The sequence below is a fragment of the Succinimonas sp. genome (assembly GCF_045225735.1).
Classification (GTDB): Bacteria; Pseudomonadota; Gammaproteobacteria; order Enterobacterales; family Succinivibrionaceae; genus Succinimonas.
The window spans coordinates 1-15224 of sequence record NZ_JBGVBR010000176.1 but is presented as its reverse complement, the minus strand read 5'-3'; the positions used below and the strand labels follow the sequence as shown (position 1 = coordinate 15224).

At 46.6% G+C, this 15224-nt stretch carries 11 protein-coding genes; 5 read left to right on the top strand and 6 right to left on the bottom strand.

The window, feature by feature from the left end:
* Positions 1–249: 249 nt before the first annotated feature.
* Positions 250–1260, bottom strand: coding sequence for a nucleotidyl transferase AbiEii/AbiGii toxin family protein (locus tag ACJROR_RS06175; RefSeq protein WP_406546333.1), 1011 nt, complete (start codon positions 1258–1260; stop codon positions 250–252).
* Positions 1257–2123: a DUF6088 family protein gene (locus ACJROR_RS06170; protein WP_406546332.1), complete on the bottom strand. Its 867-nt coding sequence runs from the start codon at positions 2121–2123 to the stop codon at positions 1257–1259. The genes ACJROR_RS06175 and ACJROR_RS06170 overlap by 4 nt, the downstream gene beginning before the upstream one ends.
* A 460-nt stretch (positions 2124–2583) precedes the next feature.
* Between ACJROR_RS06170 and ACJROR_RS06165 the strand changes: the two genes are divergently transcribed.
* The 4 genes from ACJROR_RS06165 to ACJROR_RS06150 all read left to right on the top strand — a co-directional run bounded on the left by ACJROR_RS06165 (position 2584) and on the right by ACJROR_RS06150 (position 8312).
* A complete protein-coding gene (locus ACJROR_RS06165) occupies positions 2584–3927 on the top strand; it encodes an ATP-binding protein (RefSeq protein WP_406546330.1) in 1344 nt (447 codons plus the stop codon).
* A 389-nt stretch (positions 3928–4316) separates the two neighbouring features.
* On the top strand, positions 4317–5990 hold the full coding sequence (locus ACJROR_RS06160; RefSeq protein WP_406546328.1) for an RNA-binding domain-containing protein: 1674 nt from the start codon (positions 4317–4319) through the stop codon (positions 5988–5990).
* Positions 5991–6586: 596 nt separating this feature from the next.
* Positions 6587–6862: a hypothetical protein gene (locus tag ACJROR_RS06155; protein ID WP_406546327.1), complete on the top strand. Its 276-nt coding sequence runs from the start codon at positions 6587–6589 to the stop codon at positions 6860–6862.
* A 223-nt stretch (positions 6863–7085) separates the two neighbouring features.
* Positions 7086–8312: a hypothetical protein gene (locus ACJROR_RS06150; RefSeq protein ID WP_406546325.1), complete on the top strand. Its 1227-nt coding sequence runs from the start codon at positions 7086–7088 to the stop codon at positions 8310–8312.
* A 164-nt stretch (positions 8313–8476) separates the two neighbouring features.
* On the opposite strand, the gene ACJROR_RS06145 is transcribed toward ACJROR_RS06150, so the two are convergent.
* Positions 8477–10273, bottom strand: coding sequence for a peptidoglycan DD-metalloendopeptidase family protein (locus ACJROR_RS06145; protein WP_406546324.1), 1797 nt, complete (start codon positions 10271–10273; stop codon positions 8477–8479).
* Positions 10274–10856: 583 nt separating this feature from the next.
* Between ACJROR_RS06145 and ACJROR_RS06140 the strand changes: the two genes are divergently transcribed.
* Positions 10857–11447: a DUF416 family protein gene (locus tag ACJROR_RS06140; protein ID WP_406546323.1), complete on the top strand. Its 591-nt coding sequence runs from the start codon at positions 10857–10859 to the stop codon at positions 11445–11447.
* Positions 11448–11648: 201 nt separating this feature from the next.
* On the opposite strand, the gene ACJROR_RS06135 is transcribed toward ACJROR_RS06140, so the two are convergent.
* The 3 genes from ACJROR_RS06135 to purH all read right to left on the bottom strand — a co-directional run.
* Entirely contained in the window at positions 11649–12425 is a 777-nt protein-coding gene (locus ACJROR_RS06135) for a sulfite exporter TauE/SafE family protein (protein ID WP_406043998.1), read from the bottom strand.
* A gap of 153 nt (positions 12426–12578) precedes the next feature.
* Entirely contained in the window at positions 12579–13865 is a 1287-nt protein-coding gene (gene purD, locus ACJROR_RS06130; protein ID WP_406546322.1) for a phosphoribosylamine--glycine ligase, read from the bottom strand.
* A gap of 61 nt (positions 13866–13926) precedes the next feature.
* A partial coding sequence (purH, locus tag ACJROR_RS06125; RefSeq protein WP_406546321.1) for a bifunctional phosphoribosylaminoimidazolecarboxamide formyltransferase/IMP cyclohydrolase occupies positions 13927–15224 on the bottom strand: 1298 nt, incomplete at its 5' end.

Genomic DNA, 15224 nt, shown 5'->3' with positions numbered 1-15224 from the left:
CGACACTAAGGCAGCCCTTGAATGCATAGCATGTTCTTTGGGACTTGTCTAGGGTAAACTTGAAGCGTTCGCCCTGGAGATTGGGCTGGCAAACCCCACCAACAAATGCCTGTACAAGGGTGGGGTCAAGAATTTGAGAAATGAATGAGAGGATAATGAATAGCGGGGCACTAAAAAGCAACTAAAGATGATTACGGGGGAGTGGAATTTCCAATTCGATAGGTTGTGTTGTCGCCGTCATCCCCACCGTCATTGTAAACTGTTGATCTCTGCTTCCAATATTGCGATTGAATCCATGAGCTCATCAAATGACGGCTTTTCTCCATAAATCATATCTTTCATGTGCTCATAGTCTAAATTTAATTCCTTAATGGCAGCTTCACAGGGAACTAATTTTATTGTGCCGATTTTCGCAGTTTCATAAGATGCATTCCTGACATAATAGAACTTGAGTTTGAATTTCACATCTCGCGCCAAAAGTTCTCTTCTGCTGAAGGCTTGAGCCTTTACATCCCGTCTACTCATTTGATAAAGATCATAGTAGTGTCTGGAGTAGCGCACGGGAATTCCTTTCTGCTTATATGATGCCGCTGTTTTGTGCAGGATCGTGACCTTCTCCCAAAATGTTCTTTCTGCATCCACGGTAAGCACTGTTGTATCAGATTGATTAAATACGGCAGGAAACTGTTCTGCTGCTGTTGAAGTGATTAAAACGGGATGTGAGGGTACCCATTCTGCCAAAGGTCCTATCTCCAGCCTGATTTCCTGTCTCAGATAATTTGTGTTGAAAACATGGGGATAGAAGAAATTGACTGTGCATTGCTCCTTATCGTCTGGATCCATGCTTACTGTTATATTTCTTCCCATTATGTTACTCAGGTCACGTGTCAGCTGAGGAGCAAAATCATGTGTTAAGAATTCTGAAGCTGCGGCAATGACTTTTTTGTTAAACCTATCCTGCTGGTTTTTAGAACGTTCTGCCCAAGGTTCATGAATTCCATAGCCAAGAAGACGCCAATCCATAATCAGGTCTATATCTTCTGAGAAACGTTCAATTACGTGGTATGCCTTGCTAAGGCTTGTTCCCCCTTTAAAAATGAAAGCTCTTGGCCATGGTGACATATGGAACAGATAGTTGAGGATGAAGCAAACCCAAAAATCTTTCTCCACGATCGCCGGATTCTTGATTCCGGCTCTATCTGCGGCATTGCCAAACAAAACTTCTCGATCTGTATCGCTTGCCTTTGCAATCGTAATCATGCAGGTTTTGCCTCACAAATATTTTTGATTTCTTTGTAAATCCATCCTGAAGCAGTCCTTGCCTCTTTTAGTAAGGTATTTCTGTTTTCCTCTGTAATAACAGAAGAAAAGCGATTCATGAGTTCCTTTGTCAGGTTTCCTTTGCCAATGGCGCGAATTCCCTGGATGAACATCACCGTAACTGGAGAGCAGCCATTGATTTCTCTTGGCATAATATGCTTAAACATTAGAGAGGTATTTCCGACCATATAATTACGGTAAGGGCCATTGCTAACGTATTCCCATATATCCGGTACCTGTGTTGATATATGCAAAATGTTCAAGGCTGTATTTCCTGACGGAGCGATATTCCAGTTAAAACGGCGAGCAAGAGCCTCCGCTATTTTATCGATCCTTGGGACGCTATACTCCTTAATCAACTCGCTGTATACAGGCTTATCATAGACCCCATTTAGTACACGCCGGATTTCGCCGTTTTTCTCAATTCTGAAAAGAGCCTGGCTTACAGAGTTGGCGTCAGCAATATCAAGAAAATCAGATGCTGAAAATGCTGTACCGTATGGATATTCTGCGATGCGCTCTTCAATTTGCAACTGATATTTTGGTCTTTCACTCATCGTCTGATCTCCTTGATTTGTAAATAAAAATATATCATTTTCTTTACCAAATGTCAATTGTTGATAGTTGTCGCAGTGAACCATCACGCCCGAACCATCAACATGAATAGCCGTTTTGTTGAACAAATGAAGGCAGCAGGGATGGAGTTCAGCAATGATTACTGAGACTGTTGGAATAACGGAGAACAAGGAACGGTTTTGAGAATCGGTATCAGCAGTGTCAAAGGTCTTGAACTCGATGGTCACTCCCGTGGGTGGGTTCCCCGTCGGGATGTGCTCTGTTTTCCGGAACCAGTACCCTGACAGAGATTCACAAAACTCTGTAAATTCCGCTTTTAGACTTCTTGATGAATCCTTGAGTTACCTGATGCGTCTTACGTTTTGATGTGGATCCGGTTATTTCCCAAATCTGGCCTGCTCTTCTTGCATATATCATGAAGTTCAAGACTATACCTGCAAGACTATACCTGATGATGATCCCGGATTTGAAACGGGCGGAGATGGTATTCGCGGATCACCAAGTATCCACACACAAAATCAGTAATTTCGTGCGTATCAGACTGATTACAAATCGTATTTTCGTGCAGACTATTGGTAATACAAATCGCAAGTTCGGATCGTGGTTCTTTGATCATCAAGCTGTCATGGAGTAGTATATTCCTATGCCGGCCTCTATGCTGAGAGGCGGGGGCAGAGAGGTTGAAGAATGTTCAAGAGAAAAGTCTATCAATATCTTAAAACCTGGAAAGTAGAATCTGCCGGAACTTCCGCTGTGATGATAGAAGGCGCCAGACGCGTGGGGAAGAGCACTGTTGCCGAGGAATTTGCCAGATCAGAGTATGATGATTATATTCTCATTGATTTCTCAATAGCAGAGAAAGCAATTAAAGACAACTTCGATAATATAGCAAATATTGATACGTTTTTTCGGAATCTGTTTATCCTGACTGGAAAGACTCTTACCAAAAGAAAATGCGTGATAATTTTTGATGAAGTCCAGTTTTTTCCTAAGGCCAGACAATCGATAAAGCAACTAGTGAAAGACGGCAGGTTTGATTTTATTGAAACAGGATCGCTTATTTCAATTAAGAAGAATGTTAAGGATATTTTGCTACCATCTGAAGAAGAATGCATTCGGATGTATCCCATGGATTTTGAAGAGTTTCTTTGGGCGATTGGAAATAATGCAATAATTGATAATATCCGAGATGCATTTGAAAAAAGAAGGCCATTAGGAGATGCTATCCACAGGAAGATACTAAAAGAGTTTCGGGTATATATGGCCGTTGGAGGAATGCCGCAGGCCGTAGCGGCTTATGCCGAGGGCCAGTCATATATGCAGATTGACAGAGTAAAAAGAGGAATCCTCCGGCTTTATATTAATGATTTAAAAAAGCATGATACTGAATACAGTGACAGAGCGGAAACAGTGTTTAAATCGATACCTGAGCAGCTGATGAATCATAACTCGGTATTCAGGTTATCAGTTGTTGATGAAAATGCCAGAACAAGAAATTGCAGAAATGCCATTGATTTTCTGAACGAATCTATGATTGTAAATAACTGTGTCAATGTAACAAAGCCTGAAGCTACCCTTGAAATGTATGCTGACAGGACAAAGTTCAAAATGTATATGGGTGATACTGGTTTACTAATAACACATATACTTAACAATGGCGGAGACATTGATAAAATGTATCGGTCTCTGATTATTGATGACCTCGGGATCAATCAGGGCATGATATTCGAGAATATGGTTGCTCAAATGCTTCGCGCTAATGGACATGAATTATATTTTCATGAGTTTGAATACAGCTCTGTGGATAATAAGAGCAGTAAAAAATATGAAGTGGATTTTTTGATGGTAAAAGGAAAACTGCTATCACCTATTGAAGTAAAGTCTTCAGGGTATAAAAGCCATAAGTCATTTGATTACTTCAAAGAAAAATACCAAATAAAAATGAATGATCGATATATCGTATATACTAAGGATTTGATTTTTGAGGACGGAGTGTTATATATTCCTGTATATATGACAATTTTCCTGTAAAACTGCGGTCAATCTATGTATCGCATTTTGAAGTCAGTCAAAATTTATCTTTATTGAAAATAAGGCAGTATCTGCATTCAAAGGAGTTAAATTGCTGCTTTAGACAATGTGAAATTAGAATGCCTAAACCCAGTAAATCAATGTTTTGACGAGTTTAAGAATTTTGAAGTGATGAGAGTGAACGGGTTTTGGGACTGTATCTGAAAACACATTTTAATCGGGAGATACATAGGGCAAGTAAGTTTGATTTATCATAGCATTGTTCATAGTGGCAGTAACCAAAACTTGAGGACATAACGGAGTACAGCAGATTCATCTCATAACGAATATCAGGAATAGCAGCAAATCTTGCAGTCTAGTGTTGGCGATATAAGGTAATGGTGATTTCTATGATGACTATAGAACAAATCCTAGCTATGGATGAGAAACAGATCTTTGATCGTAAAAGTATTCAAATTAAGCCTTCTGATTTATCCGCAACTATCTGTGCTTTTGCCAACGCAGACGGAGGTACGATAGCAATAGGAATTTCAGATAAACATAAACGCATTGAAGGTATTGATTATCATACAGAGCAGTTAAATGAAATTTTAAGAACACCAATTGATTTTTGCGTTCCTTCAGTTCCTGTCAGTGTAGAATTTGTTGAATGCATTAATTCTGACGGAAAGAATGATCATGTACTGCTAATGCATATTGAAGCAAGTCCTCTTTTTCATGCAAATCAAGCAGATGAAGCCTATATTCGTGTTGGTGATAAAAGTAAAAAATTAGACTTTAATGATCGCTTGATGCTAATGTACGCTAAAGGTGTTCGTTATTATGAGGATGAACCGGTTGCTGATGCTTCAATTGCAGATCTTGATATGGATTTTATCGGCCAGTATTGTACGAAAATAGGTTATGGAAAAACTCCTGAAGAATACGTCCGAGAAAATAAAAAATTCGTAACAATCAAGAATGGCAAAGAACAGGTTTCAGTTGCTGCTGTTCTGCTTTTTGGAAAGAAGCCTCAGTTCTTTTTCCCAAGGGCGTTCATTCGCTTTATCCGTTATGATGGGATTGAACCTTTGGTAGGAAAAGATATGAATGTTGTTAAAGATGTAATCTTTGAAGGACGAATTCTTGAACAAGTAGAAAAAGCTGTAGCATTCATTCAAAATCAAATGAAAGAAAGAACATATCTCGGCAATAACGGAGTTTTTATTACAGAAGAAGAATACAGCAAGTTTGTTCGTACGGAACTTGTTGTAAATGCAGTTGCGCATAGGGATTACGGGATAAAAGGAACTGATATTCAAATAAAAATGTTTGATAACAGGCTTGAAGTTGATAGTCCTGGTGTTTTTCCGGGAATGGTCAAGAAAGAGAATATTCGTTACACTCACTTTTCCAGAAATCCCAAAATAGCTTCGTTCTTGAAAGATTATGCCTATGTGAAAGAGTACGGTGAAGGCGTTGATCGCATGTGCAACGAACTTGAGGCCATCGGACTTCCTTGCCCTGCGTATGACAACAGTTCCTTCATACTCAAAACAACGGTAATGAGCGCATCGGCATGGCCTTCAAAGTCTGGTGTAAAGAATATTTTTGCCGATTCGAAGTCAGAATTGCCGATTGGAGAAGAAAATCTTGCCGATTCGCAGTCAGAATTGCCGATTGGAGAAGAAAAACTTGCCGATTCGCAGGCGGAATTGCCGATTGGTGGAGAAAAACTTGCCGATTCGCAGTCAGAATTGCCGATTGGCGAAGAAAAATCTGCCGATTGTGTGATGAAATCAAATATAAACATAGCAAAAACGATAAAATTATCTGCCACATCTTTTGATGAATTGCTAAATGATAGGTCATATTCTGAAAAGATTAATTCAAGTTTAAGATTAATATATCAACATGTTGATGATAATCAAATATTTGATTCTAATTATATTGTAAAAATATTAAAATGTTCTGAACGAACTGCTCGAAATCTTGTGAACAAACTTAAAGAAATGGGAGTGCTAGTTGTTGTAACAGGAAATGGGAAAGGTAATTATCGGTTCAAATATGAAGATGAATTGTAAGCAATGATTAACAATTTAGTATAAAATAATAATTTATTATCTTTGACAATATGCAATATTAAAGCATTAATTTATTTGATGTATTTCTGAGAGATTAGTTATATTTTTATGCAAAATTCCCTAAACTGTTGAAAATAAATGCCGTTTCTTCATTTAAATGTTGGTTGTAATTATGTTGGTTAATATATCAAAACAGATTATTGATCAAAAAATAAGCAAGATTATGAAAGAGCACGGATACCGTATTGAATGCTGTTTCCTTGATACCTCGAAAAACAAAGTCTATGAGATAGCGGCAGAAAAGGAGTGATGCTTGTTTACGCAAACCTTTATGACTAAGCCGCGGTTAATGCCGCTAAAGCAGTAATCGCAAGCAGCACGCGTCTTTATCAGGTCAGGACGTTAATGGTTCCCATCGGGCAGCTTGACGTTCTCCGCTTACCCTTGTTTTTTGCTTCCGGAACCTGAGAGACCAGAGTTCTTCAGATACGATTATCAGAAACCTGTTTTCAGCGGCCGGCTCTTTCGGCTGCTGCTTGCGGCGCTTCACAGAAATAGCAAAGGCCCTGGATCGCTAACTCAGTTTAAGCATAACAGTGACTGCGGAGCTAGTCGATTTATCCACCGGAAAAGCTCTCTGGAAGGAGACCTCCGAGGACAGCAATGAGTCAATGATATCCGGCGATATCGTGTCAGATGCGGTGGGAGCCGTGGTGAAATACGGGCTTAATGAGCTTATGGTTGTGGGTAACTACCTCTCCGTAACAAATTCCTATAATTTGTTTACTCCCGATAACTCGTACTTAACGAATCCTATTCTCAGCGGCCCCTATTCGCCGTATTACCGCAAGGATAAGATTTTGAGCAAGTAACAGTCTGTGAAAGGCTGAGAACAAAAAATTCCCTGAAGGGGAGTGTTAAGCGCAAGGACAGAAGCCAGAGCACCGGTTTCTGTCTTTTCTTTTCGGGAAGGGCTTTCCTGCTTACAATAGGCCATATCAGCCGACCTGATTACGATGCACGGGAATTTGGGCCGGAGATACGGTATTTAATGCTGTCAGACCGGAAGGACAGAGCTTTTCAGGGATCTCAGAAATGTTAGAGCGTCAGAAGTTTAAGGTTGATGGCTATACTGCGGACAACCTGGCTAATGCCAAAATATGCGAAACCCAAACCATAAAATCTCACGTTTACATTGTCTGTCCCCATTGCCACGTAAAGGTGGATTCCCTTCCCTGGCGCTCAAATTACGGAAATAAGCCGGAGTTTGCCGCCGGCGCTCCCGGAAAGCTTGATGAAAGCTATGCCTCCCTGAACAGACGCAAACCCGGCTCCGAGCTTAAATGCTGCTTAAGGTGCGGGGGCGTTTTTCTGGATCCCCGTTTCAGAGAGGCCGCCATCGGAGGGTACCGGAAGCCCAAAAACCATGATGCTCTGGCGGTATTCATCACTCTTTCCCTTATCGTGGCTATCATTCCAGTCTATGCGGCTATTACCGGAAACTACCGCAGGATTGACAGCTTTCAGGATTTCTTCAATTTGGGAACCATTCTGGTGTTTTTTCCGCTGGTAGTGGTTCCGGTGGTATTTATTCTGGTCAGGAAGCAAACCGGGCTTTATAAAAACCGGGATGAACTGGGCTCCTCCCGGGCGCGGCTTAAAAACCTCGATTATCTCCGGGCTCTTAACAGACTCGGGCGTCCTCTTCCGGTAAAGTACCAAAACATCATAGAAGGCCGTCCCGATGATGAGAGTATTTACCGGGCGCTTTCCGGAAGCTGCGAGTTTTGCGGATACCTTCTGAAGGATCCGGAATTATGCCGTCATTTCGGATCCCCGCTTATGGTCTGTCCGGAGTGCCGGAAGCTTACCTATGACGGCAGCCTATGCGAGCTTTCCTTTTATCCCCCGGAGCGGCAGCAGCGGGAATTCGATGCTGTTCAGAGCAGTATTGGCACTGTCATAAAGGCCCACACCAGAAGGGCCGTCATTTCCGGTCTTATTGCTGCTCTGGGGCTCTTGGCTTTGGCGGCTCTGATCTATTTTGTGTTTTTGGCGCCTGAAGCTCCGGGACTCTTGGGCTATTCCCGGTATTTCCCCGGAAAGCTCAGAATGGTGTCAATGATCCTAGCGGTACTGGCAACGGTTATCGGCTTTTATTTTCATGTGAAGGCGCTTATGGTAATCATGCAGTGTTCCGGATACCGCAGGATAAGCATGAAAGCTGCGCTGGCGGAGTCTGAACACCGTCTCAGAAACCCGGAATATGCTGCCAATGTCGGGGAGGCCGTAAGTCTTTATGAAAGCTCTCTTTCCCCCTGAGAAGCAGGCAGGAGGGCTTAAGCCTATGCTCTGGATTCAGCAGAAAAATGCCGGAATAACAGGAACCCGCGGAAATGACAGCGCTATTCCTTATACCGCTGCCTGTCCTGAGATCTCGGGAAACGTATGCGAACTTGCCCGGGACAGGATTATTCCTGTGAGAACTACTGAATGCCCAGCTGCTTTTTGTAGCTTCTCACCTGCTGAGCAAAAAGCTTGGCATCGTTGCTGGAGACATCAGGAGAGACAGGGCCTCCGGAAGGCAGGGTTACCTTCAGGGCATTAACCGGAACGTTGTTGATTCTGAGCTCGTAGTGGAGATGCGGTCCCGTGGATCTTCCGGTATTCCCGGACAGGGCAATGCGCTGGTTGGCCTTCACGGACTGTCCCGGCTTTACCAGAATCTTGCTGAGATGCATGTAGACGGTGGAATAGGCTCCTTGGTGCTTTATTACAATGTAGTACCCGGCAGCGCTCTGATAGGTGCATCTTTCAACTACGCCATCGGCAGGGGCATATACCGGAGTGCCCACGGGAACGCCGAAGTCCGTGCCGTTATGGGGACGGATCTTGCCGGTAACCGGATGTCTTCTGTGGGGGTTGAACTGGCTGGTTACGCGGATCTGTCCGGCAATGGGGTAACGGCTGAACTTGCCGCTGGATTTGCTCCTGAAGTTCTTCTCGTCGTAGTATTTGTTGTTGGAGCTCAGTCTGAAGGCATTGACGCGGCCCTGCTTGTGGGACATGATGGAAACGGCATTAATGCGATCTCCCTGTCTGTTGCCGCTGAACAGGATCCGGATTTCATCCCCGGCCTGGAGATTGCTCATGGAAAAGCGTCCCTTGAACATGGAGACAATGGACTTGATTTCGCTCCCGCTGAGTCCGGCTCTGACACCGGCTTCCTTCAGGGTATCTCCCTTTTTAAGAGTGATAATGGTCAGGCTCTTTCTGACGGCGATCTTAGGCTCCTGTTCCTTCTTGAGGCGCTCGGCTTCTGCCCGGAGCCGGGCTTCCTTGTCGGCCTTGGCCTTGGCCAAAGCAGCCTGCTCCCGGCGCTTCCGTTCTTCTTCGGCCTTTCTTTCCGCCTGAAGCCGCTGGCGTTCCTTTTCTTCCTTGGCCTTTTTCTTTTCAGCAGCCTGAGCCTGCATTCTCCGGCTGGCTTCCTCTTTGCGGGCCTGTTCCTTTTTAGCCTGCTCTTCCTTCTTGCGGGCGAGCTCCTTCTGCCGGGCCAGTTCTTCCTTCTTGGCCTGCTCTGCCTTCTTCTTTTCTTCCTTGGCTATTTCTTCTTCGGTCTTTCCGGCATTAGCCAGCTGCCGGGCCAGTTCCTTGGCGCTGAGAGCCTCGATTTCTTCATTGTTAAGATTAATATGAGTATCCACCGGCTCCTTCACGGCAATAAACTGGAGCTGATCAGCATTTCGGTTCCGGATATAGCGTACCTGAAATTTCTTATCCAGGGGTTTAACCAGCTGCAGCACCTGATTCTTATTGTCCAGAAGGAAGTAGATTTTATCTCCCGGAATGATCTTCTTGATGGAGCTGCCGTATACGGGAGCGTTCTCAATGGCCTTGAGAATTTCATAGGGCTGGTTCAGGGTGTTGAAGATATTATTGATGTTGTCTCCCCGGACTGCTACCTGGAGGTACCATTCGGGAGCGTCGTCGTTGTCCTCGGAGGTATCAAAAAGCTCCGCATCGGAAATCGGATCCTCGTCAATGCTTTCGGTGGCGTTGACATCGTCTGAATAGGTGATGCCCTGATAATCCTGATGAATGTCGGGAACGCGGCCGGTGGAGGCCCATTGCAGACTGTTTTCGGAAGACATCTGGGGCGCCGGCAGAAAAATCGCCGTAACCAGAGAAATGGTCAGAATGGCGCAGATGGCATAAACGTGGTTTTTGGGGATGGGGAATCTTAGTTCATCTGAGCCGGAACGATTTTCTGAGACATCTCGCATCACAAAACAGACTCCAACTCACTGTTAATAAACGGCTGACAAGTTCAAAACCAGCGATCTTGCGATCATAAATTCCTGTGTCACATGCATGCGGCATTCGTGTCACCTCTGCATGCGTCACACAAATATCTGACTTTGATATTAAGTAAAAGTTCCCTGAAAACGCTTTTTTTGACACACGGAAAACAAAATTATGAAAAAAACTGCTTTTGAAGTGCCAGGAGGGACAAAAAACTCCCATGCAAACAAAGGAGATTTCGTATATGATAACTTTAATTCGCCGTTATTCAAAATAGTTTACGGCCGGGAGGCTTTCACGGTGCGAATTTTGCCGCAAAACCAGCTTTTAATGTGTTTTATCCTGTCTCCGGCCTTATAAAGCGGCATTTTTGTCCGGGGGATCTATCCTGAGGTTTCCTTTGGGAAACGGCGGGGGAATCGGGGGATGGCGGAGTCGGGGGATGGCGGGATCCCGCCGGCTTTCTCAGAAGCATCGGGGAACCCTGTTTTGCCGGAAGATGATTTCGGGTGATTTGAAAGGATTTGTAGTGAAAGGAATAGTTGTGAAGGGAATTGTTTTAGCATGATTTTCGGGGAAAAGTTTTACCGTCTTCTTGATGAAATGAGCATCTGGCAGCAATCTCTGTTTGCCTTGACACTGGCCGCAAGGATGAGTCCCAACCTGTATCTTTTTTGCAGTCTGGAGCATCATGACGCTCTTCGGGATGCCTTCCGGGCGGCCTTTGATGCCCTGTGGGTCTATCACACGGACAAAAACAATCACATTGATCTGGAACTGGTTCAGGAGGATCTGGAAAAGGTAATGCCGGTGCCGGATCCGGACGGTTCCTACGGCGCTTATCCGGCCTTTGATGCCTGTCAGGCTCTTATTCTGGCTCTGGAGGCCATTACCGTTAAAAACGGCGATGAAGCCCTGAATGCCAGCAATATCTCTGTCTGCACCGTGGCGAAGTTCCTGGAGGTGCAGGAGGATGAGGTTTTTTCCGATGATGAGCTCCGGGAGAAGCCTCTTATGGAGGAGGAGATGAATTTTCAGGTAGAGCTTCTGTCCCGGCTCCGCCGCAAAAGAGAGCCCGGCTGGATTCATGAGCTTTATGAAGAGTTCCGCAGTGTTCCCTGTTCCAATATCGGCATCAGTCTGGATGCTGAATAGAGAAGGAGAGAGAAAGAGCAGAGAAAGAGCTTATGAGAGCAAAAGAGACGGCTGAGAAAGGGCGTTGCAGAAAAAACGTCTGACAAATGAGGCAAACTGAGAATGAGAGCAGGGGAGTCCGAGATCCGAGAATAGCGGAGTCCGCTGCTCTCCCCAAAGTTTCGTCTGCCTTTATCTTTTCTTTTTCCTTCCCATTCCTCCTTAGAAGTGCTCCCAGCTTTTCCAGAGGAGGAGCACGCCGCTCAGAATCATAATGCTCTGGAACAGCTTCTTAATAAGCGCCGCATTCACCTTCTTGATGATCATAGTGCCGGCAAATCCTCCCAGAAAAGCGCCCAGAGTCAGCATGGGCACCCAGACCCAGTGGATCACGGCCACGGTTCCCAGAGTAAAGGCTCCGATAAAATTCCATAAGAGGGCGATAAAGATCATGGAATGATGAATCGCCTTTTTGATATCCTGCTTAAACCACATGACCAGTACCATGATGCCGATAAGCCCGGCTCCGGAGGAAAAGGATCCTGAAAGCATGCCGGTCAGGGCTACCAAAATACCTCCCAGGGCATAATCCCGTCTGGTAAGCTCGGCTTCATGGTTTTCCAGACCGAAATTCTTTCTTCTTATGGAGTAGATCACCGAAGCTATGGTGATAATGCCCAGAATAAGCTCGGCGATCCAGTCGGCCACTAAGGTGACCAGGCAGGATCCCAGAGCCACCGCGGGACAGCCGATGAAAATCATTTCCGCGGCAATGGTTCTGTTGATGCTTTTAAGTTCGTGGTTTCGGGCATAGGATCCCAGTCCCAGCGCCACCACGGCTACCTTATGCGTGCCCAGAGCCTCGGTAAAGCCAAGTCCCAGGAAGATCAGCACGGGAAGCTGCACGAAGCCGGCGCCGCCCCCGGAGAGGGAGGCCAGGATATTGGCGATAAATCCGGTAAGAAAAAGGGTTATCTGTTCAATGACTGTCTGGAGCATATGGTTCCTGCTATCTTCCGCCGCGGGTTTTGTCTCCCGGCGGGGCATTGCTGCCATTTATTACTGCTGTTTATTGCCGCATAGCGCCTCAAAAATAAAAGACAGCGCGAGGCTGTCTTTCTTAACGCGTTTTTTCTTTTTTGGCGCGCGGGCTTACTTCTTCTCGCGGTTTATGGCCCGGTAGGCGATATCATGACGATAGAACATCCCGTCCCAGGAGATGGTTTTTGCTAAAGCGTAGGCCTTTTCCTGAGCCTCGGATACGGTATTGCCGAGAGCGGTGGCGCAAAGTACCCGGCCGCCGCTGGTTACCACCTTGCCGTTCTCCATGCGGGTGCCGGCATGGAAGATCTTGGTATCCTGAGGAAGAGCGGCATCAAGCCCGGTGATAACATCTCCCTTCTTCGGTTTTACGGGATAGCCCTGAGCGGCCAGCACCACCCCCACAGCAGGACGGGGATCATAGGCGGCATCGCCGTTCTCGAGTTCTCCGTTTACTGCCTTGAGACAGAGCTCAGCAAGATCGCTCTTCATTCTCATCATAATGGGCTGGGTCTCAGGATCCCCGAAGCGGCAGTTAAACTCAATTACCTTGGGAGCGCCGGAACTGTCGATCATAAGACCGGCGTAGAGAAAGCCCACATATTTGCTGCCTTCTTCCTTCATGCCGTTAATGGTGGGGAAAATAATCTCGTCCATGACTCTCTGATAAACCTCGCGGGTTACCACAGGGGCGGGAGAATAGGCCCCCATGCCGCCGGTGTTAAGGCCGGTGTCACCGTCGCCCACTCTCTTGTGATCCTGGCTAGTCGCCATGGGAACTACGTGTTCGCCATCGGTCATGACGATAAAGGAGGCTTCCTCGCCTTCCAGGAAATCTTCAATAACCACCCGGGATCCGGCAGCTCCGAAGGCATTCCCGGACAGCATGTCCCGGACGGCGTTTTCCGCAGTTTCCAGATCCATGGCCACGATAACGCCCTTGCCGGCGGCGAGGCCGTCAGCCTTTACCACCACGGGAGCCCCGTGGCTTCTGAGATATTCCAGAGCCGGCTCAGTTTCTGTGAAGGTCTTAAACTTAGCAGTGGGGATATGATGTCTTTCCAGAAAATCCTTGGTGAAGGACTTGGAGCCTTCCAGCTGGGCTGCGGCCTTGGATGGCCCGAAGATTTTGAGGCCGGCTTCCGTGAAGACATCGGTGACACCCATAACCAGCGGGGCTTCCGGTCCCACAATGGTGAGATCAATGGCGTTCTTAACGGCAAAGTCCCGGAGGGCAGTGATGTCCTCGGCTCCGATGGCGACATTTTCAATCTTGTCTTCTCTCGCGGTGCCGGGGTTGCCCGGAGCGACAAACACTTTGCTGACCAGCGGGGATGCGGCTGTCTTCCAGGCCAGGGCATGCTCCCTGCCGCCGCTTCCGATAATTAAAACTTTCATATTAGTATCCTGTGCTGAAATAAAAAGGGAGAGATCTGGTCTCTCCCTCCGTTGTTAAAGATTAGTGTCTGAAATGACGGATGTCGGTAAATACCATGGCCATGCCGTATTCATCGCAGGCATCAATGCTTTCCTGATCGCGAATGGATCCCCCCGGCTGAATGATGCAGGTAATGCCGGCCTTGTGGGCGGCGTCAACGCTGTCGCGGAACGGGAAGAAAGCATCGGAGGCCAGCACGGAACCGGCAACTGAGAGTCCTTCGCGTTCTGCCTTGGTTACGGCGATTTCAGCGGAAAATACCCGGCTCATCTGACCGCAGCCTACGCCGATGGTCATTCTGTCTCTGGTGTAGACGATGGCATTGGACTTGGTGTACTTAACCACGTTCCAGGCAAACAGGAGTTCATCCATTTCATCCTGGGTCGGAGCTCTCTTGGTAACCACCCTGAGCTTGTCCTTGTCATAGGTGGCGATATCAGTGTCCTGCACCAGAAGACCGCCGGTAACCCGCTTGTATTCCAGAGCCGGAATTCTCTTTTCCCAGAAGCCGCATTCCAGAAGTCTGATGCCCTTCTTGGCGGATACCACCTGTCTCGCGGCATCGGAAACCTTGGGAGCGATGATTACCTCGCAGAACTGATTGGCCAGAATTTTAGCGGCGGTATTTTCATCAAGCTCTCTGTTGAAGGCGATAATGCCCCCGAAAGCGGAGGTAGGATCGGTCTTAAAGGCCTTCTCGTAGGCTTCCAGAATGTCCTTCCCGAGAGCCACGCCGCAGGGATTGGCATGCTTCACAATCACGCAGGCCGGTTCGGCAAATTCCTTGCAGCATTCCAGCGCGGCATCGGTGTCGGAAATGTTGTTGAAGGAGAGCTCCTTGCCGTTAAGCTGCACGGCGGTGGAAATGCTGGCGTTCTTATAATCCTTCTCTACGTAGAAGGCAGCAGCCTGATGGCCGTTTTCGCCATAGCGGAGCTCCTGCTTCTTGATAAACTGGGCATTGAAGGTGCGGGGGAACTTAGGAGCCTCGGAGCTTTCATTCTTAATGCCGTACTGGGGTACCTTGGTGCCGAAGTAATTGGCGATCATCCCGTCATAGGCGGCAGTATGCTCGAAGGCGGCGATGGAAAGGTCAAAACGGGTTTCCCAGGTGAGGGAGCCTTCATTGGCATCCATTTCGCTGATAACGCGGCTGTAATCGGAGGCGTTTACCACAATGGCTACATCCTTGAAGTTCTTGGCGGCGCTTCTTACCATGGTAGGGCCGCCGATGTCGATGTTTTCGATTGCGGTTTCTAGGGTGCAGTCCGGTTTGGCTACGGTGGCTGCGAAAGGATAGAGGTTTACGCAGACGAGAT